The 26,863-nt window shown below is 56.5% G+C and carries 24 protein-coding genes; 12 read left to right on the forward strand and 12 right to left on the reverse strand.

What is annotated here, in order from left to right:
* Nucleotides 1–24 precede the first annotated feature (24 nt).
* The 4 genes from fkpB to LZP96_RS07890 all read left to right on the forward strand — a co-directional run bounded on the left by fkpB (nt 25) and on the right by LZP96_RS07890 (nt 2,897).
* On the forward strand, nt 25–495 hold the full coding sequence (gene fkpB, locus LZP96_RS07875) for an FKBP-type peptidyl-prolyl cis-trans isomerase (protein ID WP_064324774.1): 471 nt from the start codon (nt 25–27) through the stop codon (nt 493–495).
* Complete coding sequence (ispH, locus tag LZP96_RS07880) at nt 476–1,426, forward strand: 4-hydroxy-3-methylbut-2-enyl diphosphate reductase (protein WP_064324775.1); 951 nt, start codon at nt 476–478, stop codon at nt 1,424–1,426. Before fkpB ends, ispH begins: the two co-directional genes overlap by 20 nt.
* Before the next feature lie 153 nt (nt 1,427–1,579).
* Nucleotides 1,580–2,134 (forward strand): glucose-6-phosphate isomerase family protein, encoded by a 555-nt coding sequence (locus tag LZP96_RS07885; RefSeq protein WP_064324776.1) that lies wholly within the window; start codon nt 1,580–1,582, stop codon nt 2,132–2,134.
* Nucleotides 2,127–2,897, forward strand: a complete 771-nt coding sequence (locus LZP96_RS07890) for a glucose-6-phosphate isomerase family protein (RefSeq protein ID WP_064324777.1) — start codon at nt 2,127–2,129, stop codon at nt 2,895–2,897. Before LZP96_RS07885 ends, LZP96_RS07890 begins: the two co-directional genes overlap by 8 nt.
* Before the next feature lie 27 nt (nt 2,898–2,924).
* On the opposite strand, the gene LZP96_RS07895 is transcribed toward LZP96_RS07890, so the two are convergent.
* From LZP96_RS07895 to LZP96_RS07925, 7 genes are all read right to left on the reverse strand, one after another.
* Nucleotides 2,925–3,743 (reverse strand): PTS system mannose/fructose/sorbose family transporter subunit IID, encoded by an 819-nt coding sequence (locus tag LZP96_RS07895; protein ID WP_064324778.1) that lies wholly within the window; start codon nt 3,741–3,743, stop codon nt 2,925–2,927.
* Nucleotides 3,743–4,540: a PTS mannose/fructose/sorbose/N-acetylgalactosamine transporter subunit IIC gene (locus LZP96_RS07900; protein ID WP_064324779.1), complete on the reverse strand. Its 798-nt coding sequence runs from the start codon at nt 4,538–4,540 to the stop codon at nt 3,743–3,745. The genes LZP96_RS07895 and LZP96_RS07900 overlap by 1 nt, the downstream gene beginning before the upstream one ends.
* Before the next feature lie 10 nt (nt 4,541–4,550).
* The gene (locus tag LZP96_RS07905; protein WP_064324780.1) at nt 4,551–5,045 is read right to left on the reverse strand and encodes a PTS sugar transporter subunit IIB; all 495 of its coding nucleotides are present in this window, start codon (nt 5,043–5,045) and stop codon (nt 4,551–4,553) included.
* Between the two features lie 9 nt (nt 5,046–5,054).
* Nucleotides 5,055–5,483 (reverse strand): PTS sugar transporter subunit IIA, encoded by a 429-nt coding sequence (locus tag LZP96_RS07910; protein ID WP_064324781.1) that lies wholly within the window; start codon nt 5,481–5,483, stop codon nt 5,055–5,057.
* Between the two features lie 2 nt (nt 5,484–5,485).
* Nucleotides 5,486–7,228, reverse strand: a complete 1,743-nt coding sequence (locus LZP96_RS07915; protein WP_198324751.1) for a class I mannose-6-phosphate isomerase — start codon at nt 7,226–7,228, stop codon at nt 5,486–5,488.
* 161 nt (nt 7,229–7,389) lie between these two features.
* Nucleotides 7,390–10,020: a glycoside hydrolase family 38 N-terminal domain-containing protein gene (locus LZP96_RS07920; protein ID WP_258925819.1), complete on the reverse strand. Its 2,631-nt coding sequence runs from the start codon at nt 10,018–10,020 to the stop codon at nt 7,390–7,392.
* A 12-nt stretch (nt 10,021–10,032) separates the two neighbouring features.
* Nucleotides 10,033–11,985: a fructose-specific PTS transporter subunit EIIC gene (locus tag LZP96_RS07925; protein ID WP_064324784.1), complete on the reverse strand. Its 1,953-nt coding sequence runs from the start codon at nt 11,983–11,985 to the stop codon at nt 10,033–10,035.
* A 191-nt stretch (nt 11,986–12,176) separates the two neighbouring features.
* On the opposite strand from LZP96_RS07925, the gene LZP96_RS07930 reads away from it, so the two are divergent.
* The 8 genes from LZP96_RS07930 (at nt 12,177) to folA (ending at nt 22,493) form a co-directional block, all read left to right on the forward strand.
* The gene (locus tag LZP96_RS07930; protein WP_064324785.1) at nt 12,177–13,184 is read left to right on the forward strand and encodes a LacI family DNA-binding transcriptional regulator; all 1,008 of its coding nucleotides are present in this window, start codon (nt 12,177–12,179) and stop codon (nt 13,182–13,184) included.
* 133 nt (nt 13,185–13,317) lie between these two features.
* Entirely contained in the window at nt 13,318–14,139 is an 822-nt protein-coding gene (gene dapB, locus LZP96_RS07935) for a 4-hydroxy-tetrahydrodipicolinate reductase (protein ID WP_064324786.1), read from the forward strand.
* 454 nt (nt 14,140–14,593) lie between these two features.
* Nucleotides 14,594–15,742 (forward strand): glutamine-hydrolyzing carbamoyl-phosphate synthase small subunit, encoded by a 1,149-nt coding sequence (gene carA, locus LZP96_RS07940; RefSeq protein WP_064324787.1) that lies wholly within the window; start codon nt 14,594–14,596, stop codon nt 15,740–15,742.
* Between the two features lie 17 nt (nt 15,743–15,759).
* Nucleotides 15,760–18,984: a carbamoyl-phosphate synthase large subunit gene (gene carB / locus LZP96_RS07945; protein ID WP_064324788.1), complete on the forward strand. Its 3,225-nt coding sequence runs from the start codon at nt 15,760–15,762 to the stop codon at nt 18,982–18,984.
* Nucleotides 18,985–19,171: 187 nt separating this feature from the next.
* Nucleotides 19,172–19,405 (forward strand): YgdI/YgdR family lipoprotein, encoded by a 234-nt coding sequence (locus tag LZP96_RS07950; RefSeq protein ID WP_064324789.1) that lies wholly within the window; start codon nt 19,172–19,174, stop codon nt 19,403–19,405.
* A gap of 105 nt (nt 19,406–19,510) precedes the next feature.
* A complete protein-coding gene (gene kefF, locus LZP96_RS07955) occupies nt 19,511–20,041 on the forward strand; it encodes a glutathione-regulated potassium-efflux system oxidoreductase KefF (protein ID WP_064324790.1) in 531 nt (176 codons plus the stop codon).
* On the forward strand, nt 20,034–21,899 hold the full coding sequence (gene kefC, locus LZP96_RS07960) for a glutathione-regulated potassium-efflux system protein KefC (RefSeq protein WP_064324791.1): 1,866 nt from the start codon (nt 20,034–20,036) through the stop codon (nt 21,897–21,899). Before kefF ends, kefC begins: the two co-directional genes overlap by 8 nt.
* A 114-nt stretch (nt 21,900–22,013) precedes the next feature.
* On the forward strand, nt 22,014–22,493 hold the full coding sequence (gene folA, locus LZP96_RS07965; RefSeq protein WP_064324792.1) for a type 3 dihydrofolate reductase: 480 nt from the start codon (nt 22,014–22,016) through the stop codon (nt 22,491–22,493).
* Nucleotides 22,494–22,533: 40 nt separating this feature from the next.
* Here the strand turns inward: folA and apaH are convergent, their stop codons facing one another.
* From apaH to surA, 5 genes are read right to left on the reverse strand one after another with little or no spacing between them, the layout of a single operon-like run.
* Nucleotides 22,534–23,382, reverse strand: coding sequence for a bis(5'-nucleosyl)-tetraphosphatase (symmetrical) ApaH (gene apaH / locus LZP96_RS07970; protein ID WP_064324793.1), 849 nt, complete (start codon nt 23,380–23,382; stop codon nt 22,534–22,536).
* A gap of 3 nt (nt 23,383–23,385) precedes the next feature.
* Complete coding sequence (gene apaG / locus LZP96_RS07975) at nt 23,386–23,763, reverse strand: Co2+/Mg2+ efflux facilitator ApaG/CorD (protein WP_064324794.1); 378 nt, start codon at nt 23,761–23,763, stop codon at nt 23,386–23,388.
* Nucleotides 23,764–23,766: 3 nt separating this feature from the next.
* Nucleotides 23,767–24,588 (reverse strand): 16S rRNA (adenine(1518)-N(6)/adenine(1519)-N(6))-dimethyltransferase RsmA, encoded by an 822-nt coding sequence (rsmA, locus tag LZP96_RS07980; RefSeq protein WP_064324795.1) that lies wholly within the window; start codon nt 24,586–24,588, stop codon nt 23,767–23,769.
* Entirely contained in the window at nt 24,585–25,571 is a 987-nt protein-coding gene (gene pdxA / locus LZP96_RS07985) for a 4-hydroxythreonine-4-phosphate dehydrogenase PdxA (protein WP_064324796.1), read from the reverse strand. Before pdxA ends, rsmA begins: the two co-directional genes overlap by 4 nt.
* Complete coding sequence (gene surA / locus LZP96_RS07990; protein WP_258925820.1) at nt 25,571–26,857, reverse strand: peptidylprolyl isomerase SurA; 1,287 nt, start codon at nt 26,855–26,857, stop codon at nt 25,571–25,573. Before surA ends, pdxA begins: the two co-directional genes overlap by 1 nt.
* Nucleotides 26,858–26,863: the final 6 nt, after the last annotated feature.

The raw sequence follows: 26,863 nt of genomic DNA on the forward strand, positions 1-26,863 counted from the left end.
GGGCAAAACAAGCGAGCAATAGGCATGTCGAAATCCATACAGAGTAATAGTGCGGTTCTGGTTCACTTCACGCTGAAGCTGGACGATGGTTCAACGGCTGAATCCACGCGCAATAATGGCAAACCTGCACTGTTTCGCCTGGGCGACACCTCGCTGTCCGAAGGTCTCGAGCAACAACTGCTTGGCCTGAAAGAGGGTGAGAAAAAAGCGTTCTCGCTGGAGCCTGATGCGGCGTTTGGCGTGCCAAGCCCGGATCTGGTGCAGTACTTCTCGCGTCGTGAATTTATGGATGCGGGCGAGCCGGAGATCGGCGCAATTATGCTCTTTACCGCAATGGATGGCAGCGAAATGCCTGGCGTGATCCGCGAAGTCAACGGCGATTCCATCACCGTTGACTTCAACCATCCCCTTGCCGGGCGTACCGTCCATTTTGATGTTGAAGTGCTGGAGATCGATCCGGCGCTGGAGGATGTAAATGCAGATCCTGTTGGCTAACCCGCGCGGTTTTTGTGCCGGAGTAGACCGCGCTATCAGCATTGTTGAAAACGCGCTGGAGCTTTACGGCGCGCCAATTTACGTCCGCCATGAAGTGGTGCATAACCGCTATGTGGTGGAAAGTCTGCGCGAGCGCGGCGCGATTTTTATTGAGCAGATTGATGAAGTGCCGGACGGTGCGATCCTGATCTTCTCGGCGCACGGCGTGTCTCAGGCGGTACGTAACGAAGCCAAAAGCCGCGATCTGACCGTTTTCGATGCGACCTGCCCGTTAGTGACCAAGGTCCATATGGAGGTCGCTCGCGCCAGCCGTCGGGGTGAAGAGTCCATTTTGATTGGCCACGCGGGCCATCCGGAAGTGGAAGGCACCATGGGTCAGTACAGTAACCCTAAAGGGGGCATGTACCTGGTCGAATCGCCGGAAGATGTGCTTACGCTCAACGTGAAAAACGAGGCAAAACTGTCGTTCATGACGCAGACCACGCTCTCCGTGGATGACACGTCTGACGTTATTGACGCCCTGCGCCAGCGCTTCCCTAAAATCGTCGGCCCGCGTAAGGACGACATCTGCTACGCCACCACTAACCGTCAGGAAGCGGTACGTGCGCTGGCTGAACAGGCAGATGTGGTGCTGGTGGTGGGCTCCAGAAACTCCTCTAACTCCAATCGCCTGGCCGAACTGGCGCAGCGGATGGGGAAAACGGCGTTCCTGATTGATGATGCGGGTGACATTCAGGAATCGTGGGTGAAAAATGCCTCCTGTGTCGGCGTTACGGCTGGCGCTTCTGCGCCTGATATTCTGGTGCAAAACGTCATTGCTCGCCTCCAGGAACTGGGCGGCGGCGAAGCCGTTCCACTGGAAGGCCGCGAAGAGAACATCGTCTTTGAAGTCCCGAAAGAGCTGCGTATCGACGCCCGCGAAGTGCAATAACCGTCTCCTCTTCATAAAATGCCAGACACGCAAGTGCCTGGCATTTTTTTTGGTTACCTGTGATTAACCCGACAATCCTTCGCATCTCCCTCTTAGGTTAATCGTTTAATCTGATAGGCTTTTCCTGTTGTTCTCCTCGGGCTGGAGACGAACATGAATGCTGACATCATTATGCCGCCACAGGTGGCATGGGCGACCGGCAGGCTTACCGGTGAACCCGTTATCGCCAAAACCACACGTATGCGTGACTTGTGCGGGGTCTTTGCCGATGCCGACGCGTGGCAGCGGCACGATCCTCAGCAGGTGATTTATACCGTTGAGATGCTTGATACGCCTACTCCGGAAGGCGCGCTCTTCGTTGGCGTAACGCGTCTGCGGGCGGGAACGTCTGGCGGCGAGTTTTACCTTACGCGGGGCCATTTTCACCAGCGTCGTGAGCAGGGGGAGGTCTATTTTGGGCTGAGCGGCAACGGCCTGTTGCTGCTGCAAAACGCGCAGGGTGAGGCGAGGCTGGAGTCGGTATGTGCCGGTTCCGTGCATATTATTCCCGGCCATACGGCGCACCGGCTTATCAATACGGGTGACGTGCCGCTCTGTGCGCTGGCGGTCTGGCCAACCGTTGCGGGGCACGATTATGCCGCGCTGGCGGGCGGTTTTGCGGTTCGGGTATTCGCGTCAGAAAACGGATATGAGGTGTGCCATGCCTGATTATGGACTGGATATGACTATTACTCACCGACCGCTGGGTTTTTGTTACGGCGGCGAGGTGACAGGGCCGATGCCGGAGATCCGCACGCTGGATCAGATTCGTGCCTCGCTGCGCGATCCCAATTGCGAAGGACCGGAGCAGGTTTACGCGATTGCCATGGACGTGGCGAGAATGCCCGATCGCCCGGAGCTGGAAAAACGCATGCTGTTGTTCGGAGTGGTGACCTATGCCGCCGGAACGCTCGGCAATGAGCCGGTACGTAGCCAGGGGCACGTGCATCGCATCAGCCAGCACAGCGGCTGGTCGCCACCGGAACTCTATGAAATCTGGCAGGGCAACGCGATCGTCTATATGCAGGAGTTCGTCGATGACGATCCGGGGCGCTGCTTTGCGGTGCTTGCCGGCCCGGGGGAGAAAGTGTTGGTCCCGCCTGGATGGGGTCACGCGACCATCTCCGCATCGCCTGACGAACCGCTCACGTTTGGTGCCTGGTGCGATCGGGAATATGGTTTTGAGTATGACGCGGTGCGCGCGCGTAAAGGGCTGGCCTGGTATCCGCTGGTGCAGGGGAAGCATATTGTCTGGCAGCATAACAATCACTATCAGCCGGGGCGATTACAGGTTATCACCCCGCGCCGCTACAGTGAGTTTGGCATTACGGATGCACCCGCCTACCAGCAATTTATTGAGGACCCTGACCGGCTGCAATTTATATCGCGGCCGGACAGAGTGGCGGCGTTATGGCTTAACTTCCATCCTTAACCTTCCGGGGCCGCGGCCCCGGGCAGGTTACCCGGCAAATAAACCAGATGCCACGCCAAGCGCGGCGAGCACCAGCAACAGCACCATCGCTTTCACCGGCGAGACGCCGCGTTTTGCCATCAGATACCAGGTCCCGAGCACCACTAACAGCGGTAAGAGCTGGGGGAAAATGCCGTCTAGCATCTGCTGGACATGAATGTTCACGCCCTCTTTGGTGATAAATTCCAGACCGGTCCCGAGCTTCACGTAGCTTGCCGCCACGCCGCCCATCACAAACACGCCCAGAAGGGACAACGCTTCTCGTAACCGTGTCGATTTGCTGCTCACCAGCATCTCCACGGAACCCGATCCCATCTGATAGCCCTTCAGGAACAAAAACCACGATCCCGGAATGATAATCGCCAGCCAGGCAACGGTGTAAAACAGCGGGCCAATTAAACTGCCACCCGCCGCCAGCGCCATGCCGATACTGAGTAAAATGGGGATCAGCATACCGGGGATCATGGAGTCGCCGATCCCGGCGATCGGTCCCATCAGCCCCACCTTCAGGGTGTTAATGGTTTCGCCGTCGATGGGCTCTCCGTTGGCTTTTTTCTCCTCCAGTCCCAGCGCCATGCCGTTCACAATCGCCCCGATTTGTGGCTCGGTGTTATAGAACGACGCGTGGCGGCGCAGCATCTCTTTGCGCTGGGTGGCATCGGGGTAGAGTTTTTTGGCAACGGGCAGCATGCTCAGGCAAAAGCCAAACGACTGAAGTCGCTCGAAGCTCATCGACGACAGGTTATGCATCATCCAGGCGCGCCAGCAGCGGCGCAGATCGTTGCGGGTCAGTTTACGCGCTTCCATCAGAACTCGTCCTCATCGTCGTCGACCGGCTTCGCGGCCACGGTTTGCGGCGCTTCCGGTTTATAGGTGTAGTGAATTAGCGCCAGCAGAGCGCCGACGATCACCAGGGCAACCATGTTCAGCTTCAGGAAAACGATGCAGATGAAGCCGACAAGAAAGTAAATCAGCATGGTGTAGCTTTTGATGATCTGCTTGAGCAGGATGGCAATCCCCACCGCCGGAAGGATCCCGCCCAGCACGTTCATGGTCGACAGCACGACCCTGGGCAGGCTGTCCATAAAGCCGCTGATGTACTGCGCGCCAAAGTAGACGGCGATAAAGGTCGGGACGAAGCGTAAGACAAAGTTCATTGCCTGCGGCCAGATGGCGCTGTTCAGATAGAGCCCGCGTTCGTCGTCCTGCTCCAGCGCCACGTCGGCACGGTGATTCCAGAAGGAGTTCAGCACCATCATGGCGTTGAACAGCAGCGTGCCGGCGATACCAATCGTGGCGGCCAGCGCGACGGCAACCTCAGGCCCTTTGCCGGAGAGAATGCCCAGCGCTATCGCCGGATAGGCGACAAAGTTAAGATCGGCAGGCATCGAGCCGCCGGGTGTGACCATGGCGATGTAAACCGCCTGTACCGCGACGCCAATCATGATCCCTGTTTTGAGATCGCCCAGAATCAACCCAACCAGCATGCCGGAGACCAGCGGGCGGCTGATCAGATACCAGCCGCCGGTCAGCCCGAGCAGCCACGGGCTGCTTAGCGCCCCCAGATAGCAGAGCAGGCCAATTAATGCAGCTTCAATAATCATGGTCTGCTCCTTATTTCAGCTTTTGCCGGGCATCCTGCCAGCGATAAAAACCGGCATCGGGCACCAGGCGGAATTCAATCGTATGGCCCTGCTGTGAAAGCCACTCAAACGCGGCCGCTTCGTCGACGGTCACCGACTGGTTTGGGCCAATCGTGGTGGTATTAGCGCGAGCGCTCATCGGGCCTACGTTAATTTTGCCATTGCTGTTTTGCAGGCTGATGCCCGCCTGCTCGATGCGCTGCAGAGTGAGCGGCGACTTGCCAATGACGAAGTAACGTTTTTCGCTGGCGATGATTTTGGGCAGTTTTGCAATGGCCGTGGCGGTATCGAACAACCACACTTTGGTATCGGATACCGCTCCCTTCATCACCGACGAAAGCAGCGGATCGGCCGCGACGGCATCGTCAATGGCGACGATCCCATCGCAGGGCAGCTCTTTGGCCCAGCGTGTAACGAGCTGCCCATGGATAACGCGGTCATCGATGCGTACAAAAGAAATGCTCATGTCAGGCTCCTAAAAATCGTCTGTCTGGGCGGATTGCACCGGTAATGCCTGCACCAGTGTCGGTTGTGTTAATGCAATCAGTCGGGCGGCAGCGGTCCGCACTTGCGCGTCATGCATGATCTCATCCGCCTGTAACACCATGGGCAGGTTCACCCCGGCGATAACAGCGACGGGCGGAAAGGTGAGGGGGTTAAACGCCTGCTCGCAGGCGACATTCCACGGCGTGCCGCTTTGCATATCGCACAACACCAGAACGCCATCGGCGCTGGCACTGGCCTCACTCAGCGTGGCGGCAAAATCGCGACGAAACCCCTCAATGCCCGTGCTGTCGTTCAGGCAGACGGCGTGGACGTAGGGCAGGTCGCCATACACCATTTTTCCGCTCTCCAGCAGCGCGGCGGCGAGCGGGCCGTGCGTGGCGACAATAACGTGAATCATCGTTAGCTCCTTACCCAGGCTTTGATGGTGGCTAAAGGCGTATCGGGAGAGTGAGCCGACGGGCGGATTCGGTACTCCCCGACGCTTGCCGGAACGATAAACGTCTCGGCATAGTGCACAACAAACGGTGGAAATGCGCCGTCCGGACTCTCAACGATCGCCTCATCCCCTTCAATCAAATTGAACACGTTCACGCCGCCGTGGGTGTGATGGGTAACCGGTTCGCTAAACCAGTGGCGGCGCGTTTCAATAAATTCACGCTCGTGGAGACCTGTCCGCTCTTCCCGCCAGCCGTGTCCCTCGGCGACGCGTTCAATCTGATTCACCAGGTGCTGATTGACCCATTGGGTATCCCGTTGCCAGTCAATCACCTGCTCACCATGGTCCAGATGAACCGGGCGCGGCTGTCCGTCCATACCCAGGCGTCCCCAGTCCCACAACTTGAAGGTGAAGATATAGGGCGTCGCGCTGATCTCCAGCACCATGGTGCCTTTCCCGGAGCAGTGAACGGTACCGGCAGGGATCAGGAAATGGTCATGTTTTTTCGCCGGAAGGGCATTCACAAAACGGTGGTCATCAAAGGCTTTTTCACCGCGACCGGCCTTGCGAAGATCCGCCAGCATTTCGTCGGGATGGATACCCGTTTTGGTGCCCAGATAGACCATTGCCCCCGGCTCGGCTTCCAGGATGTAATAGCTCTCATCCTGGGTGTAGTGCATGCCGAACTGCTGCTGGATATACTCGGTGACGGGATGTACCTGGAAACTCAGGTTCTGCCCGCCCATGGTGTCGAGAAAATCAAAACGAATCGGGAATTCAGCCCCAAATCGGGCGTGGACTTTTTCCCCCAGCAGAGCTCGGGGCTGCAGTAATACCAGATCCTGAGAGGGGATCTCGATCCGCACGGCACCAAAACGCAGTAGCAGGCTGTTTTCCTCGGGCACGCAATCAAAACACCATGCGTAGTTAGGTGCTGAGGGATCGAGATCGAATTTCTGTTTCATCCATTGTCCGCCCCAGACGCCGGGGTCGAAAAAGGGCACCACGCGGAAGGGTCGTTCGGTGGCCTGCTTCAGGCCCGCACGCAGCGCATCGCCAGAAACCATGGCCGGACGCCGGGAGTCGGTGGTATCAAGGATAAAATCGGCCCGTTTGAGCAGCGGGGTTTTATGTCGGTCGAACACCCGCCATTCAATGAAAAAGGCACGCTTGTAGCGGCGAAGCATATCCTCACTCTGGTTTTTGGCTCCCCAGTTATCCAGCTCTCCGCTGCGCATGCGTTGCTGGATCTCCCAGCGCGGAAGATCGGCATAGACCAGCACGTCGCCCGGGTGCACCAGCGCCGCACCGGGCCCGTAGATCACAATCAACCCTTCCCGACAGGCTTCCACCTGCGCTTTCAGGCGTTCCAGGACGTCTGCATCGATAAACTCGCCAAGCTGGTGGCAGGAGAGCACGCCAAACACCCGATCGTCGGTCAGGTTGCGCGCCAGGAGGGTGTGCAGGGCCGCTTCGTCACGCCGCGCCTCTTCGGCGTTTAGGATCAGCGCCGGATCAAGCAGAGGAAATAGCTGTTCTTCCAGTTCACGCAGGCGCACACCCGGATAGCAATCCAGGGCCAGAACCGTGCGCTGGCGCCCGCGGTGCGTTTCATTCAGCGTGGCGGCAAGGCCTTCCCAGCCTTCCCAGGCGCAATTGTCATATCCCGCCACCGGGATTTCGGGCCATTTATCGTAAGTCGTCATCAGTTCTCTCCCGTTAGATGTCTTTAGATTAATCGATTAACCTTATTCAGAAACGGTGGTTAACGGGATTAACCCGGCAGAATGAATAAACCTGCACGCAGGCGGCAGGTTTCTGTGAGAGAACGCACAAAGAAAATCCCCGTCGTGGACGGGGAAGGCCGTCAGGAGAAAAGCAGCGAAAAGGTCTGATAATGACCCGCAGGAATAAGCAGCGGTGCGGTGACGGGTTTCGTTACCGCCTCTTTTAAATCGAGATACTGAATAAGGCAGGGGCGCAGGGTGGTCAGGCTAAACGCCTCAGGCTGCGTGCCGGGGTTAAAAAGGCGCACGATGAGCTCGTCGTTGCGCACGCCAGGTTTACACAGGCTCATGAACACGCGCGGATTGTCCAGGCTCACCAGCGAGCAGGCGGCGGGCATCTCCTGCTCAGGCAGCGGAATGGCAAAGCGTTCCAGACGCTCCTCAAAGGTATTGAGATCCTGCACCTGATACGTCATCCAGGAAGGACGATAACCCTGAATGGCGGAGAACAGCGCCTGCTCATCTGCCAGGGTATCCAGCGCGAGCGCATACTCAAACAGCATAGGCTGAAGCATCTGGGCGTCGGGTGTTTCCACCACGCAGTTGTTGATGCCAGAGGCGCGACCCGGGCGCCACGGCGTGTCGTCTTTGCCCAATAACCCGACGCTGCGAAAAAGCGTCAACGCCAGCGTATCCGACGCCGGAAGCACCTCGTACTCTTTGATACCCTGGGTGAGCGCGCAGAAGGAATGTGATTCATCACGCAGGTAAACCCCATTTTCCAGGGTGTAGATAGGCATTGGTTTTTCTACAAAACCCTTTTCACGCCAGCCTTTCAGCCAGGGGCTTTGCGTCTCACGCGCGATGACGGAAAAGCCCTGATCGGCATACGATTGGCTGGGTCGATGCACCGGCGTGGCAAGATGAACGCGCAGCCGGTGGTCCTTCGCTTTGTTGGTTAACCGATGCTGAACCCGCAGCAGCGGCTCGTCCTGGCGCAGTGTGAGGGTGGTTTCAATCGTCAGCAAGCGGTCGCGCCGCCCGGCCTGACGGCTGAGCATGTCGGCGGGAAGCCGCAGCGGCGTCTCCAGGGTCATGATGCTCACCCGATCGCTCACTTCGCAGCGAATCAGGGTAAAGTGCGCCGTGCGGAGTTCCACATCGTCCGCCAGCGGGGCGAAGTCGAACGCATCCCCGTCGTCGCCACAGTCCACAAAGGTAAAAGGATCGCTGATGCGGACTCCCGTCTGGCGGTTTTCAAACGTCAGCGCGCCATCGTGCAGCGTCACGCGAAAGAACGCGTTTTCAACGGTCGTGCAGGAAGCGGGCATAAGCCGTGGGCTGGCCGGGCCTTCCTCAACCCGGTAAGTCTGCCAGCCCAGCCCGGATAGATCCGCGTTAAACAGGATCTCACTGCGGTAATAATCCTCGAGATCCTCCCGCTTCTCCCCCTCGGCGGTGACCACGATCCGCTGCCCGCCGCGAAGCTTTTCCTGACGAAGGATCGTGCAGGGCACCTTTTGCTGTTGATGGTACAGCGCAAATCCGCGGCGTCGGGTGAACACGACGGCTTCAACAGCTCGCGTTCCCGGATGCGGATCGCCGTTAAACACCACCAGCGCATCAGGCTGGGCGATGCGGTAACTGATTTTTTTCTTCAGCAGATTAATCAGACTCAGCGCCGATCGCTCGACGCTGATCAGTCGGTTTTTGATGTTCTGATTAACCGGATCGGCGTTGGTGGCTTCGACGCCGTTATGCGCCTGGGCCATAAAAAGGGTTTTCCACAGGGACGCTAGCACCGGCGAAGGCCAGTGGATCCCCATTACCGAGGCCAGCGCGGCCAGCGGCTCAAGCTTATCGATCAGCAGATGTTCCGTTTGCCAGTTTTGCCGCTTGATGTCGTAGCGGGTGGAGTGGCAGGTGCGGTGAATACGGGATTTTTGACAGGCATAAAGCTCGCCTTTCAGCGTGTGGTGAAACGACGCCTCAGACCAGGTCTCCCGCATGTAGCGTTCGTAATCGGCGAGGATAAAGCGCCAAGGCAGCGCTTTTTGATTCAGCGCCGCCACGATCTGCGGAAAGCGTGGATTCGCCAGCACCTGATCGCCGCCCGCAGGCAGTAACAGGTTACGGGTACTGCGATTCATATTTTTAAGCGCGGTCAGGATCGGCAACAGCCGGTGCTGTAAATACGCTTCATCGTCAGACAAAAATTTGCCGGGACCGTAGCCGTAATAAAGATAGTTGGTGGCAATTTTTGCGCCGTCTGGCGACTGCCACCAGAGGTTCAGGTCCCCGTCCAGCTCGTCGGTATAGACGCCGCGTTGCAGCACCGCATAATCAATCCCTAGCTGCGTAAAGAGGGAGGGCAGCCAGGCGTGCTGGCCGAAAATATCCGGCAGATAGCCAATGTTCATGCTGTGGCCGAACGCTTCGGCGACAGCCATTCCGCACTGCAGGTTGCGGATGAGCGATTCAGTGCGGATCAGCAGCGAATCGCACTGGGTGTACCAGGGGCCAACAAACAATCGACGCCCGGCGATAAGCGCCGCCAGCCGCTGTCGATTTTCCGGTCTGACCCGCAGATACTCCTCCAGTACACAGGCGAGGCCATCAAAGGTGTAGGCGGGAAAGGCGTCGTCTTTTTCCAGCAGCGCGATCAGCGCGTCGAGGTTTTCGACCAGCAGAATATGGGAATCCTCACAGGTGAAATACCACTCGGCATCCCAGTGTGAATGGGGGACGACATAGACATCCTGACGTTGCATATAACCTCCTTGTTAATCGATTTTTAGCGTGCCATGTTTGATGAAGTAATAGCGCACCAGCACGTTGCTGAGCGCGATAAACGCGATTCCCACGCCCATCCCGCACAGATACGCGGGCAGATTTTCCACCAGCGGCCAGCCCCAGACCGCGGGCAGCGGATACCACTGCACCGAACCGAGCTGGATGGCGATAACGGAGCCCAGTACCGCGCCAAGGATATTGAGAGTAATGGTGATCAGCGGGTTTTTAAGCATGAAGGGGATCGCCCCTTCGCCAATCGCCAGAAAGCCGAGGATCAGCGAGGTGGTGCCCGTCACGCGCAGGCTGTCGTCGAACACGCGGCGGTGAACGATAAAGCGATCGACAAGCGTCGCCAGACCAATGCCGATCGGCGGGATCACAATGGCGAGCACGCGTGGCGTGAGGGGAAAAATATGATCGGCCGCCAGGCCGATGGCGATCGCCCCAGCCGATTTATTCACCGGGCCGCCCAGGTCAAAGGCTGTGAGTGATGCGATGATCACAGACAATAGCAGCGCACTGGAGCGGCCATGTTCGACAATAAAACGTTGCAGCGCCTGGTTAAGCCCGCCAAACACCGGATCGACAAACCCGCTGTTTAAAAAGAACAGCAGCAACACGGTCAGGCCAGGCACGATCAGCATCGGCTTCATCGCCTGTAAATTCTTGTGCAGATGAATATGCCGGTTGAGGAAATCAGCAATCAGTCCGGCCGCCATCCCAAGGATCAACGCCCCTAGAAAGCCAGAGGGAATGCCCCCGTCGATCGACCAGAACGTGTAATGAAGTCCGCCCGCGAAGGCCCCGCCAATAAAGCCGGGCACCAGCCCGGGCCGGTCAGCAATACTCCAGGCCATATAGGCGGCAAAGACCGGATACATAAATTTCATGATCATCGTGCCATACAGCGACAAGCCGTGCGCCGTCTCCAGAAGGCGGTTGTCGCTGGTGGCGTAACGCGCCTCGGCAGGATTGGTCACGCCAAACGCCCCGGCCAGAAGCTGGGCGACGCCAATCATTAATCCGGCGGCGACAATGACCGGGATCATGTATGAGATGCCGCTGGAGACGCCCTGATAAAGTCGACCGGAGAGGCTTTTCGATGCCGTTACCGGCGTTGACTGGGCATCATCCGGCACAAGGCCCTCCGGGGCAGTGAGAAACCGGCTGATGACGCCGTCGGCATCTCTGAGCGGGTCCGATACCGAAACGGAGAGAAAGGGTTTTCCCTTGAATCGCCCCTTTCCCTTAGGGGGGAGCGAGGCGGCGAAGATCACCCCGTCAGCAGCGCGAATTTGCTCTGGCGTGACCTCATCTTCTGTACCGCTGGCTCCTTGTTTTTCACTCAACACCCGGATTCCACGCGCCGCGCCCGCTTTTTCCAGCGCTTCGGCGGCCATATAGGTATGAGCGATTCCCGTAGGGCAAGAGGTAATGACAATCAACGAGCGGGCAGGCAGGGCTAAGGGGGTTGCATCATCATGGTGGGCAGGGTTGTCCAGCAGGGCAAGGAAGCTGGCGGCATCGGCGGCCCGCTTCAGGGCATACACATTTTCCTCCTGCATGAGCGTCAGGCTCAGGGTGGAGAGCAGTTTCAGGTGCCCGTCGTCATCCCCCTCAGGAACCGCCAGCAGAAAGACCAGGTCGACCTTATCTTCCCCGTCCATGGTGGGCCAGTCCTCAACCGGGCGTTTCAGACGAGCAACGGCGAAAGCCGGAGTCGTCACGGCCGACGATTTGCCGTGAGGAATGGCTATCCCCTGTTCAAATCCCGTTTCCGACAGGTTTTCCCGCTGCCAAACCGCATCAAGAAAGGCCGTTTTATCGGTGACTTTTCCCTGTTCATATAACCGGCGGGCCAGCTCGTCGAGGATCTTTTCCCGGCTATCCCAGTCCGCATCAAGCACAATCAGTCTGTCGGTCGTTATGCTGCTTAATGACATATTACCCCCTGACGTAACGCGTTGTTCCCTGTAAGAATGAATCTGGACACTCCGAGGTTAATCGATTAACTTTTTGTGGGTAGTGTGCTTAATGCGATTAACTCAGCAGTATCGGGGATATCAGGATTTTCCTCGGGGATTAAGTGCGTCACTTCACATTAAAAATCTTCCGTGGGTAAAGGGGCGAATGTATGAGCGCGGTTACGCTGGCGCATGTGGCTAAACGGGCAGGCGTGTCGACGGCGACAGTCTCCATGGTGCTGTGCAATAAAGGCCGTATTTCCGCGGCCACCCGCGAGAAGGTGCTGCGGGCGCTGGATGAATCCGGCTACGTCTACAACCAAACCGCGGCGAACCTGCGTAATCGCAGCAGTAACCAGGTGGGCCTGCTGTTGCACGATATCACCAACCCTTTTTACAGCGAGATGACGGCGGGGCTGAGCCATGAGATGGAGCGCCACGAGCTGCTACTGTTGTTGGCTAACAGCGAAGAGTCGTCCGAGCGTCAGCAAAAGTTTGTCGACTCGCTGATGCGTAACAACGTGGGTGGGATGGTGCTGTGCGCCGCGCGCGAGACGCCGCAGGCCTTTTTTGATGGCCTTAAGCGACGCAATATTCCGGCCATTATGGTGGTGCGGCCCTTAAGCGATCCTGATGTCGATTTTGTCGGGACCGATAACGTACTCGGCACGCAGATGGCGACCGAGCACCTTTTACGCATGGGGCATCGGGATATCGCTTTCATCGGCGGCAGCCAGAATTCCGGCACGCGGGCGCAGCGAATTGAGGGATTTACCCGCATGCTGCAGACGTACGGCGTAACGCCTAATCCGGCGTGGATCGTGGCATCTCAGGCGACGCAAAGTGATGGTGCGCGCGTGGCGGAAGCGTTGTTAACGGCTCACCCGCGCATTAGCGCGGCAATTTGCTATCAGGATATTGTCGCGCTTGGCGTGATGCAGTGTTTACGTAAGCTCGGTCACGAGCCGGGGCGCGATTTTGCCCTGGTCGGGTTCGATGATATTACCGAGGCCGCCCTGGTGCAGCCAGCCCTGACCACCGTTTCGGTGGCGGCCAAAGAGATAGGACGTAAAGCGGGGGAGCTGCTTTACAGCCGCATGCAAGGCAACGATGAACCGGCTAAACGGATCATTCTGCCTCCTGCGCTGGTGATCCGCGAATCCTGCGGCTTTCGCTAAACGTTATGTCTTTTGCTGATATCTCGCCCTGTTTTACATTAAATTCTAATTATTGGCGTTTTCAGATGGCAGCCCAGGCAAAGGCTGGTTAATCTGAAAACGATTTACATACTTTTAACGTAAGAGAATAACTATGCATGATGCACAGGTCCGTGTCGCGATAGCGGGCGCGGGTGGCCGTATGGGCCGTCAGTTGATTCAGGCTGCGCTTCAGATGGACGGCGTGGCGCTGGGTGCGGCGCTGGAGCGTGAGGGTTCTTCACTCCTTGGAACCGATGCCGGTGAACTGGCGGGGGCAGGGACGTCGGGCGTGCTCGTTCAAAGCAGCCTGGACGCGGTTAAAGAGGACTTTGATGTCTTTATTGATTTTACCCGCCCGGAAGGCACGCTGACCCATCTGGCATTTTGCCGGGAGCATGGCAAAAAAATGGTCATAGGAACCACCGGCTTTGACGATGCAGGCAAGCAGGCGATCGTCGATGCCTCTGCGGATATCGCTATCGTGTTTGCGGCAAACTTCAGCGTGGGGGTGAACGTGATGCTCAAACTGCTGGAGAAAGCGGCAAAAGTCATGGGTGATTATACCGATATTGAGATTATCGAGGCGCATCACCGCCACAAAGTGGATGCCCCGTCTGGCACCGCGCTGGCGATGGGGGAAGCGATTGCTTATGCACTCGATAAAGATTTAAAAGCGTGCGCAGTCTACGCCCGCGAAGGTCACACCGGCGAACGCGTGCCGGGGACAATTGGATTTGCCACGGTGCGTGCGGGGGACATTGTCGGTGAACATACGGCGATCTTCGCCGATATTGGCGAACGTGTTGAGATTACCCATAAGGCGTCCAGCCGAATGACCTTCGCCAACGGTGCAGTCCGTTCTGCTTTGTGGCTTAAATCGAATGAAAGCGGTCTTTTTGATATGCGAGATGTGCTTAATCTGAATGAATTATAGTATTAGTTACCCTTCGTGATGTGGTTATTGTAATCATAATCTATTGATTACACAGGGCAATAATTTATTGCCCTTTTATTTTGCCTTTCATACGTAAATTTAATCCTGTAAGTGATAAAAAAGAATCTTATCTACTGATATTGCGTTGCAAATTTGTAAATTTTGACCATCTGGTCCAGTTTTTCGACCCATCAGCCCTTTCGAAACAGTTAACTTCTCAAACAAACGTTTTCTATAGTGATTTGCTTGATCTTTTTGCTGGTTAAACTGCGATAATCACGCCAGCGGCGCAAAAGAATAAACAAAATAGCCATTATAAGTTGACTTTCATGCCTCAAATCTCCAGAATGCCGCCGTTTGCCGAAAATCCACTGGCAACAAATTTGCATTGATTCATGACGTGGTTGTGAATTAATATGCAGATAAAGTGAGTGAATATTCTCTGGAGGGTGTTTTGATTAAGTCAGCGCTATTGGTTCTGGAAGACGGAACCCAGTTTATCGGTCGGGCCATAGGGGCAACAGGTTCGGCGGTTGGGGAAGTCGTTTTCAATACTTCAATGACCGGTTATCAAGAAATCCTCACTGATCCTTCCTATTCCCGCCAAATCGTCACCCTTACTTATCCCCATATCGGCAATGTCGGCACCAACGCCGCCGATGAAGAATCTTCCCAGGTCCATGCGCAAGGCCTCGTCATCCGTGATCTGCCGCTGATTGCCAGCAACTATCGCAACACCGAAGACCTTTCTTCTTACCTTAAGCGCCATAACATCGTGGCCATTGCCGATATCGATACCCGTAAGCTGACGCGCATTCTGCGTGAGAAAGGCGCGCAAAACGGCTGCATCATCGCGGGTGATAACCTGGATGCGGCGCTGGCGCTGGAGAAAGCGAAAGCGTTCCCGGGCCTGAACGGGATGGATCTGGCAAAAGAAGTGACTACCGCTGAAGCCTATAGCTGGACACAGGGCAGCTGGACGCTGGCAGGCGACCTGCCGGAAGCCAAAAAAGAAGACGAGTTACCCTTCCACGTGGTGGCGTATGACTACGGCGCTAAACGTAACATCCTGCGTATGCTGGTGGATCGCGGCTGCCGCCTGACGGTTGTACCGGCACAGACCCCGGCAGAAGACGTGCTGAAGATGAATCCGGACGGAATCTTCCTTTCAAACGGTCCTGGCGACCCGGCACCGTGCGATTACGCCATCGACGCGATTAAAACCTTCCTGGACACCGATATTCCGGTATTCGGGATCTGCCTGGGCCACCAGCTGCTGGCGCTGGCGAGCGGGGCAAAAACCATCAAGATGAAGTTTGGTCACCACGGTGGTAACCACCCGGTGAAAGACATCGATAACAACACCGTCATGATTACGGCGCAGAACCACGGCTTTGCAGTGGATGAAGCGACGATGCCGGCAAACCTGCGCGTGACGCACAAATCGCTGTTCGATGGCACCCTGCAGGGGATTCATCGCACCGATAAGCCCGCCTTCAGCTTCCAGGGCCACCCTGAAGCCAGCCCGGGGCCGCATGATGCCGCACCGCTGTTCGATCACTTCATCGAACTTATTAAGCAGTACCGTCAAACCGCTAAGTAATCAGGAGTATTAAGACCATGCCAAAACGTACAGACATAAAAAGCATCCTGATCCTTGGCGCTGGCCCGATTGTTATCGGCCAGGCCTGTGAGTTCGACTACTCCGGCGCGCAGGCCTGTAAAGCCCTGCGCGAAGAGGGCTACCGCGTTATCCTGGTGAACTCCAACCCGGCCACCATCATGACCGACCCGGAAATGGCCGACGCAACCTACATCGAGCCGATTCACTGGGAAGTGGTACGTAAAATCATCGAAAAAGAGCGCCCGGATGCGGTTCTGCCTACCATGGGCGGCCAGACGGCGCTGAACTGCGCGCTGGAGCTTGAGCGTCAGGGCGTGCTGGAAGAGTTTGGCGTGACCATGATTGGTGCGACAGCCGATGCCATTGATAAAGCCGAAGACCGTCGTCGCTTCGACGTGGCGATGAAGAAAATCGGCCTCGACACCGCGCGTTCCGGTATCGCACACACGATGGAAGAAGCGCTGGCCGTGGCGGCTGACGTGGGTTATCCGTGCATCATCCGTCCGTCCTTTACCATGGGCGGCACCGGCGGCGGCATCGCCTACAACCGCGAAGAGTTCGAAGAAATTTGCGAACGCGGTCTGGATCTCTCCCCAACCAAAGAGCTGCTGATTGATGAGTCGCTGATTGGCTGGAAAGAGTACGAGATGGAAGTGGTGCGTGATAAAAACGACAACTGCATCATCGTCTGCTCAATCGAGAACTTCGATGCGATGGGTATCCATACCGGCGACTCCATCACCGTTGCGCCAGCCCAGACGCTGACCGACAAAGAGTATCAAATCATGCGTAACGCCTCGATGGCGGTACTGCGTGAAATCGGCGTCGAAACCGGCGGCTCTAACGTCCAGTTCTCCGTTAACCCAAAAAATGGCCGCTTGATCGTCATTGAGATGAACCCGCGCGTCTCCCGCTCTTCCGCGCTGGCCTCAAAAGCGACCGGTTTCCCGATTGCCAAAGTGGCGGCGAAACTGGCGGTGGGTTATACCCTTGACGAGCTGATGAACGATATCACGGGCGGACGCACGCCAGCCTCGTTTGAACCGTCCATCGATTACGTTGTGACTAAAATTCCACGCTTTAACTTCGAAAAATTTGTCGGGGCCAATGACCGTCTGACCACCCAGATGAAATCAGTGGGTGAAGTGATGGCGATTGGCCGCACGCAGCAGGAATCCCTGCAAAAAGCGTTGCGCGGCCTGGAAGTGGGCGCGATGGGCTTTGACCCGAAAGTCAGCCTGGACGACCCTGAAGCGCTGACCAAGATTCGTCGCGAGCTGAAAGATGCCGGCGCCGAACGTATCTGGTACATCGCGGATGCTTTCCGTGCCGGTCTGTCGGTCGATGGCGTCTTTAACCTGACCAACATTGACCGTTGGTTCCTGGTGCAAATCGAAGAGCTGGTGCGTCTTGAAGAGCAGGTCGCAGAGATGGGCATCACGGGTCTTGATGCCGACTTCCTGCGCATGCTGAAGCGTAAAGGCTTCGCCGATGCGCGTCTGGCTAAACTGGCGGGCGTGCGCGAAGCGGAAATCCGCAAGCTGCGTGACCAGTACAATCTGCACCCGGTCTACAAACGCGTCGATACCTGTGCGGCAGAGTTTGCCACCGACACCGCCTATATGTACTCCACCTATGAAGATGAGTGCGAAGCGAACCCGTCCGTTGACCGCGACAAGATTATGGTGCTGGGCGGCGGGCCAAACCGTATCGGCCAGGGTATCGAATTCGACTACTGCTGCGTACACGCCTCTCTGGCGCTGCGCGAAGACGGTTACGAGACCATCATGGTCAACTGTAACCCGGAAACCGTCTCGACGGACTACGACACCTCTGACCGTCTCTACTTTGAGCCGGTAACGCTGGAAGATGTGCTGGAAATCGTGCGCATCGAGAAACCGAAAGGCGTCATCGTGCAGTACGGCGGTCAGACCCCGCTGAAACTGGCGCGCGCCCTTGAAGCGGCGGGTGTTCCGGTGATCGGGACCAGCCCGGACGCGATTGACCGCGCAGAAGACCGTGAACGTTTCCAGCAGGCGGTTGACCGTCTGAAGCTGAAACAGCCTGCCAACGCCACCGTGACCGCGATTGAGATGGCCGTTGAGAAGGCAAAAGAGATTGGCTACCCGCTGGTGGTTCGTCCTTCCTACGTCCTGGGCGGTCGCGCGATGGAAATCGTCTACGACGAAGCTGACCTGCGCCGCTACTTCCAGACCGCGGTGAGCGTCTCCAACGATGCGCCAGTGCTGTTAGACCGCTTCCTTGATGATGCGGTAGAGGTCGACGTTGATGCGATTTGCGACGGTGAGCGCGTGCTGATTGGCGGCATCATGGAACACATCGAGCAGGCGGGGGTTCACTCCGGCGACTCCGCGTGTTCGCTGCCAGCCTATACCCTGAGCCAGGAAATTCAGGACGTGATGCGCCAGCAGGTGCAAAAACTCGCCATTGAGTTGCAGGTTCGCGGCCTGATGAACGTGCAGTTTGCGGTGAAAGATAACGAAGTCTACCTGATTGAAGTTAACCCGCGCGCCGCACGTACGGTACCGTTCGTGTCAAAAGCCACCGGCATTCCGCTGGCCAAAGTGGCCGCACGCGTCATGGCGGGCCAGACGCTGGCCGAGCAGGGCGTGACGAAAGAGATCATCCCACCTTATTACTCGGTGAAAGAAGTGGTCCTGCCGTTCAACAAATTCCCGGGCGTGGACCCGCTGTTAGGGCCAGAGATGCGCTCTACCGGGGAAGTGATGGGCGTAGGCCGCACCTTTGCTGAAGCCTTCGCCAAAGCACAGCTGGGCAGCAGCTCTACCATGAGAAAACAGGGACGCGCGTTGCTCTCCGTTCGCGAAGGCGATAAAGAGCGCGTGGTAGACCTGGCAGCGAAACTGCTGAAACAGGGCTTTGAATTGGATGCCACCCACGGTACGGCGATTGTGCTGGGCGAAGCCGGGATCAACCCGCGTCTGGTGAACAAGGTGCATGAAGGTCGTCCGCACATTCAGGACCGTATCAAGAATGGCGAGTACACCTACATCATCAACACCACCGAAGGGCGTCAGGCGATTGAAGACTCCAAGCTGATCCGCCGCAGCGCACTGCAGTATAAAGTGCACTACGACACCACCCTGAACGGCGGTTTTGCCACGGCGATGGCGTTGAATGCGGACGCCACCGAGAAGGTGATTTCCGTTCAGGAGATGCATGCCCAGATCGGTAAATAATCGGTCTTTCTTCGCAGGCCCGGCAGACACGTGCCGCCGGGCCTGCGGCGAATCCTTCACTATCACCCCCCGCGTTTGTGTGCTTTCCCTTCGTTCGGAACCGTCTGGTTTTTCATCTCTCTTCAGTGAGTTAGCCTAAAATAAGTAGGACGTTAACGAAATTCCACTGAAAAGCAGGGAGAACACCATGCGAAATAAACTTCTCACGACCTCACTTTTTGCTGCCGCAGCCCTTTTCACCGTTGCCGGTTGTTCGTCTAACCAGGCCGTTAAAACCACAGATGGCCAAACGATTGTCACCGACGGTAAACCGCAGGTGGATGATGATACCGGTATGGTTTCGATGAAAAATGCAGAGACCGGGAAGACCGAGCAGATCAACCGCGATCAGTTAAAATCTATGGGCGAACTCGATAACTAGTTCAGATTTACCCATTTAGCCCGTCAATATTATTCACTATAAGCCTGTTGAATTACTGTCTACACTCTGTTGTTAAAAGAGTGCAGTAAAACAACAGGCTACTTCATGATCTTAATTATTTATGCGCACCCCTATCCGCGCCATTCGCACGCAAACAAGCGGATGCTTGACCAGGTAAAGACGCTTGAAGGCGTAGAAATACGCTCCCTCTACGAACGCTATCCCGATTTTAATATTGATATTGCCGCCGAACAGGAAGCACTTGCTCGTGCCGATCTGATTGTGTGGCAGCATCCCATGCAGTGGTACAGCACGCCGCCGCTGTTTAAACTGTGGATCGACAAGGTCTTCTCCCACGGCTGGGCCTATGGTCATAACGGCAAAGCCCTGCAAGGGAAAAGCGTGCTCTGGGCCGTAACGACGGGCGGAGGCGAAAGTCATTTTCAGATTGGATCGCACCCCGGCTTCGACGTCCTGTCACAGCCGCTTCAGGCGACCGCACTTTACTGCGGCTTAGACTGGCTTCCCCCTTTTGCCATGCATTGCACCTTTGTCTGCGATGACGAAACCCTGCAGGCGCAGGCGCGTCACTTTAAACAACGCTTACTCGACTGGCAGGAGACGCACAATGGATAGCCATACGCTGATACAGGCGCTGATTTATCTCGGCGCCGCGGCATTGATTGTGCCTGTTGCCGTTCGTTTGGGTCTGGGGTCCGTGCTGGGCTACCTGATTGCCGGGTGCGTTATCGGCCCTTGGGGATTCCGTCTGGTGACGGATGCAGAGTCGATTCTCCACTTTGCCGAGATTGGCGTGGTCCTGATGCTGTTCGTCATCGGGCTGGAGCTCGATCCCCGCAGGCTGTGGCAGCTGCGCGCCTCGGTATTTGGCGGCGGCGCATTACAGATGGTCTCCTGCGGTGTGCTTCTTGGCGGCTTTTGTACGCTGCTCGGCATGAACTGGAAGATTGCCGCCCTGATAGGCATGACGCTGGCGCTGTCTTCTACGGCGATTGCCATGCAGGCGATGAATGAACGTAACCTGACCGTTTCGCAAATGGGGCGCAGCGCCTTTTCCGTTTTACTCTTTCAGGATATTGCGGCCATTCCGCTGGTGGCGATGATTCCGCTGCTGGCGACATCCGGCGCCTCTACGACGCTGGGAGCCTTCGCGCTTTCCGCCTTAAAAGTGGCAGGTGCGCTGGCGCTGGTGATTCTGTTGGGGCGTTACGTGACCCGCCCGCTACTGCGTTTTGTGGCACGCTCGGGCCTGCGCGAAGTATTCAGTGCCGTGGCGCTGTTCCTCGTCTTTGGTTTTGGCCTGCTGCTTGAAGAAGCGGGACTCTCCATGGCGATGGGGGCCTTCCTGGCCGGCGTTTTGCTGGCGAGTTCTGAATATCGTCACGCGCTGGAAAGCGATATCGAGCCCTTTAAAGGGCTACTGCTGGGGCTGTTTTTCATCGGCGTCGGGATGTCTATCGACTTCGGCACGCTGGTCACACACCCCCTGCGGATACTCCTACTGCTGGTCGGCTTCCTGGTCATCAAAATGGCCGTGCTGTGGCTGATCGCCCGCCCGCTCAATGTGCCCAATAAACAGCGCCGCTGGTTTGCCGTGTTGCTGGGGCAGGGCAGTGAATTCGCCTTTGTGGTCTTTGGCGCTGCGCAGATGGCAAACGTGCTGGACGCCGAATGGGCCAAAGCGTTGACCCTGGCCGTGGCGTTATCGATGGCAGCGACGCCGATTTTACTGGTCCTGCTGACGCGTCTGGAATCATCAGCCAGTGGCGAAGAGCAGGAAGCCGATGAAATTGACGAAGAACAGCCTCGGGTGATCATTGCCGGATTTGGCCGTTTTGGTCAGATCTCCGGGCGTCTGCTGCTGTCCAGCGGCGTGAAGATGGTCATTCTCGATCACGATCCCGATCACATCGAAACGCTGCGGAAATTTGGGATGAAGGTCTTTTATGGTGATGCCACCCGTGTCGATCTACTGGAATCCGCCGGGGCAGCAAAAGCCGAAGTGCTGATTAACGCGATTGACGATCCGCAGGCCAGCCTGCAGCTGACCGAACTGGCGAAAGAACACTTCCCGAACCTGAAAATTATCGCACGCGCCCGTGACGTCGATCATTTCATAAAATTGCGTCAGGCCGGGGTAGACGCGCCGGAACGTGAGACCTTTGAAGGGGCGCTGAAAACAGGAAGAATGGCGCTTGAGGGCCTGGGCCTGGGGTCATACGAAGCGCGCGAGCGTGCCGATCTGTTCCGTCGCTTCAATATGGATATGGTGGAAGAGATGGTGGAGATGGCTGAGAGCGATGATTCGTCCCGGGCGGCCGTCGTGAAACGCACCAGCGCCATGCTCACGGAAATCATCAATGAGGACCGCAACCACCTGTCGCTCATCCAGCGTCATGGCTGGCAGGGCACCGAAGAAGGAAAACACACGGGCGATCCGAAGGATGAGCCGGAACCGAAACCGACAGCGTGAAGTGGAGTTGCCAGCAATAATGAAATATTTCCCATTCTTTACTCTGGCTCTAGTCGACGAAAGATTAAGCTTTACGTATAGTGGCGGCAATTTTTTGCATCCGGGAAATTTTCAATGATCAGTCTGATTGCAGCGCTGGCGGTAGACCGCGTTATCGGTATGGAAAACGCCATGCCGTGGAACCTGCCTGCCGATCTCGCATGGTTTAAACGTACGACGCTTAACAAGCCAGTCGTGATGGGCCGCCTGACCTGGGAGTCAATTGGTCGCCCATTGCCGGGCCGTAAAAACATTGTCATCAGCAGCAAGCCTGGCACGGACGATCGCGTCGAGTGGGTGAAGTCTGTCGATGAAGCGATTGCGGCCTGTGGCGACGCCGAAGAGATTATGGTGATCGGCGGTGGGCGTGTTTATGAGCAGTTCCTGCCGAAAGCGCAGAAACTGTATCTGACGCATATCGATGCCGAAGTGGAAGGGGATACCCATTTCCCGGATTACGATCCTGATGAGTGGGAATCCGTATTCAGTGAATTCCACGACGCGGATGCGCAGAACTCACACAGCTACTGCTTCGAGGTTCTGGAGCGTCGCTAAAAGAATCCCCCTCTCCTCAGCGGGAGGGGGACTTTTCGATTCAGGAGGCAACCGCCTCGTCTTCACCCAGATCTAACTGCCGGTTCGATGGCTGAACAAAATAGGTTTTGTCTTCCCAGCGCAGACAGGTTAAATCCCCGCCCCAGCAGCATCCCGTATCCAGAGCATAAATATGCTCGGGCGTACCTTTGCCTTCCAGAGAGGCCCAGTGGCCAAAGGCAACGCTGTACTCCTCCGTCACAGGACCAGGAATGGCAAACCAGGGCTTGAGCGGTGAAGGTGCATTATCAGGCGTATCTTTGCAGTACATATCCAGCTGCCCGTTCGGGAAGCAGTAACGCATGCGCGTAAACGCGTTGGTGATAAACCGCAGGCGCGCCAGGCCGCTAAGCTCCGCGCTCCAGTTATTAGGCATATCGCCGTACATTGCATCCAGGAAGAACGGATAAGAATCGCTCGCGAGAACGGCTTCGACGTCACGGGCACACTCTTTTGCTGTCTGAAGATCCCACTGGGGCGTGATCCCTGCGTGGGCCATCACCAGCTTTTTCTCTTCATCAATTTGCAACAGCGGCTGGCGGCGCAGCCAGTTGAGCAGGTCATCCGCATCCACCGCCTCAAGCAGTGGCGCAAGCCGGTCTTTCGGTTTATTCCGGCTGATTCCCGCAAATACGGCCAGCAGATGAAGATCGTGATTGCCGAGGACCACGCGCACGCAGTCGCCCAACGATTTAACGAAGCGCAGGACGTCCAGAGAGCCTGGGCCACGCGCAACTAAATCGCCCGTCAGCCAGAGGGTGTCGTGTTCAGGCGTAAAGTCGACCTGCTTTAACAGCGCGATCAGTTCATCGTAGCAACCATGAACGTCACCAATGAGATATGTAGACATGTCTTAATGAATCAGCGTGTGAACGGCGAGACGGAAAACGGGAATGGCAACGCGGAAGGGGTTGCCATCGACATCGACCATTTCATAATGGCCCTGCATCGTACCCATCGGCGTCTCGATAACGGCGCCGCTGGTGTACTGATACTCTTCGCCAGGGGCGATGTGCGGTTGTTCCCCCACAACGCCTTCTCCCTGGACTTCGATTTCGCGGCCATTGCCGTTGGTGATAAGCCAGTAACGCCCAAGCAGTTGCACAGGCATCCGCCCCAGATTGCGAATCGTGACGGTGTAAGCAAAAACAAAACGTTCTTCATCCGGCGTGGATTGAGATTCAATGTAGGCGCTTTGTACCTGAACACAGACGCGGGGCGAATCGATCATGGCTTAACTCTCCTTCGGCGGCGCATTATTACTGATGTAGTTAGCCAGCTTACAGTACTGCTCTACGGAAATATTCTCCGCACGCATTGTCGTGTCGATACCCAGTTCATTCAACACGTCAACGCTGAACAGATTGCCAAGGCTGTTACGAATCGTTTTACGGCGCTGGTTAAAGGCTTCGGTGGTGATGCGGCTTAACACGCGAAGCTCTTTGACCGGATACGGTTTTGTCTTGTGCGGGACAAGGCGAACCACGGCAGAATCCACTTTAGGCGGTGGCGTAAACGCACCGGGTGGCACTTCCAGCACCGGAATGATGTTGCAAAAATATTGCGCCATCACGCTTAATCGACCATACGCTTTACTGTTCGGTCCTGCAACCAGGCGGTTGACGACCTCTTTTTGCAGCATAAAGTGCATGTCAGCAATGGCATCAGTATAGCTAAAGAGATGGAACATCAGCGGCGTAGAGATGTTGTACGGCAGGTTACCAAAGACGCGCAGCGGTTGACCCAGTTTCTCGGCCAGTTCGCCGAAGTCCATGGTCATGGCATCCTGCTGATAAATCGTCAGTTTGGGACCCAGAAACGGATGCGTTTGCAGGCGGGCAGCCAGATCGCGATCCAGTTCGATAACGGTCAGTTCGTCAAGGCGTTCGCCGACGGGTTCCGTCAGCGCAGCAAGACCCGGGCCGATTTCAACCATGGCCTGGCCTTTCTGCGGATTAATGGCAGAAACGATGCTTTCAATTACAAAGCTATCGTTAAGAAAATTTTGCCCGAAGCGTTTACGGGCTAAGTGGCCCTGATGGACTCGATTAGTCATTGCGTATTAATAATCATTTTGATGGCGAGATTAAGCGCCGTAATAAAACTGCCGACATCCGCTTTCCCCTGGCCTGCCAGATCCAGCGCAGTACCGTGGTCAACGGACGTTCGAATAAAAGGTAAACCGAGTGTGATGTTCACACCGCGGCCAAAGCCCTGGTATTTTAGCACGGGCAGACCCTGATCGTGGTACATCGCGAGCACGGCATCCGCATTATCCAGGTATTTCGGCTGGAAAAGCGTGTCGGCCGGTAACGGACCACTGAGATTCATCCCCTTCGCGCGCATTTCATTGAGCACCGGAATAATCGTGTCGATCTCTTCGGTCCCCATATGGCCGCCTTCGCCCGCATGCGGATTTAAGCCGCAGACCAGAACATGCGGAGAGGCAATACCGAATTTGGTCCGCAGGTCATGGTGCAGAATGGTGATGATTTCACGCAGGAGCGCGGGCGTAATCGCGTCAGGAATTGCTTTGATGGGCAAATGGGTGGTCACCAGCGCGACACGCATCGCTTCGGTAGCCAACATCATCACCACTTTAGGGCTGTGCGAACGCGCTTCGAAAAACTCGGTATGCCCGGTGAAGGGGATCCCGGCTTCGTTGATCACCCCTTTATGGACCGGGCCGGTAATCAGCGCGGCAAATTCGCCCGTCAGACAACCGTCGCAGGCGCGGGCCAGTGTCTCGACAACATAATGACCATTTTCCGTGCTCAGCTGCCCCGCCACAACCGGCGTGCGCAGGGGAACGGAAAGCAGGGTCAAGGTTCCCGCCTGCTGGGGGGCGGGCGGTTGATGGGCATCATAAGGGAGGAGCGTTAAAGGAAGACCGAGACATGTCGCCCGGTCTTTCAGCAGCGTAGCATCAGCGCATATTACCAGTTCCACGGGCCAGCTATGCTGAGCAAGCTGAACCACGAGGTCCGGGCCAATCCCGGCTGGTTCGCCGGGCGTGATGACGACACGGTGCGTTTGCATTAGTAGCTCAGAATTTTCACGTAGGCGCTGGCGCGTTGTTCCTGCATCCAGGTTGCCGCTTCTTCAGAGAACTTACGGTTGAACAGCATACGGTACGCGCGGTCTTTCTGCGCCGCATCGGTTTTATCCACGTTGCGGGTATCCATCAGTTCGATCAGATGCCAGCCGAAGGTGGAGTGAACCGGTGTGCTAAGCTGGCCTTTGTTCAGCTTCATCAGTGCATCACGGAACGCCGGATCGTAAATATCCGCTGCGGCCCAGCCCAGATCGCCGCCCTGATTAGCCGAGCCTGGATCCTGTGAGAACTCTTTCGCAGCATTGGCGAAGGAGGTTTTACCGCTCTTAATATCCGCTGCAATCTGTTCGAGCTTAGCGCGAGCCTGATCGTCAGTCATGATAGGCGATGGCTTAAGCAGGATATGACGCGCATGGACTTCCGTGACGGAGAGGCTCTGGCTCTGACCGCGCAGGTCGTTCACTTTCAGAATATGGAAGCCCACGCCTGAACGGATAGGACCCACGATATCGCCTTTTTTCGCCGTGCTCAGCGCCTGGGCAAAGATAGAAGGCAGCTCCTGAATACGTCCCCAGCCCATCTGGCCGCCTTTCAGCGCCTGCTGGTCAGCAGAGTAGGTAATCGCCAGTTTGCCAAAATCTCCGCCGTTACGCGCCTGATCGACAATAGAGCGAGCCTGGCTTTCTGCTTCGGCCGCCTGATCGGAGGTTGGGTTTTCTGGTAATGGAATCAGAATGTGGCTGATGTTTAGCTCGGTGCTGGCATCGTTCTGGTTGCCCACCTGTTTGGCCAGGGCATCGACTTCCTGAGGCAGGATCGTGACGCGACGACGCACTTCGTTGTTACGCACTTCTGAAATCAGCATCTCTTTGCGGATCTGATTGCGGTACGTCGCGTAGCTGATGCCATCGTAAGCCAGGCGGCTGCGCATTTGATCGAGCGTCATGTTGTTCTGTTTCGCGATATTGGTAATCGCCTGATCGAGCTGCTCGTCGGTGACTTTTACGCCCATCTTCTGTCCCATTTGCAGGACAATTTGATCGGCAATCAGACGTTCAAGGATCTGGTGGCGAAGGGTCGCATCATCCGGAAGTTGCTGACCTGCCTGACCTGAGTTGAGCTTAACAGACTGCATCATACCATTTACGTCGCTTTCAAGAACGACGCCATTGTTTACAACGGCAGCGACTTTATCAACAACCTGTGGCGCAGCGAAGCTGGTATTCGCAACCATAGCGACACCGAGCAGCAGCGTTTTCCAGTTCTTCATACTTTT

It is taken from the genome of Huaxiibacter chinensis, from assembly GCF_022171985.1.
GTDB lineage: Bacteria > Pseudomonadota > Gammaproteobacteria > Enterobacterales > Enterobacteriaceae > Enterobacter > Enterobacter chinensis_A.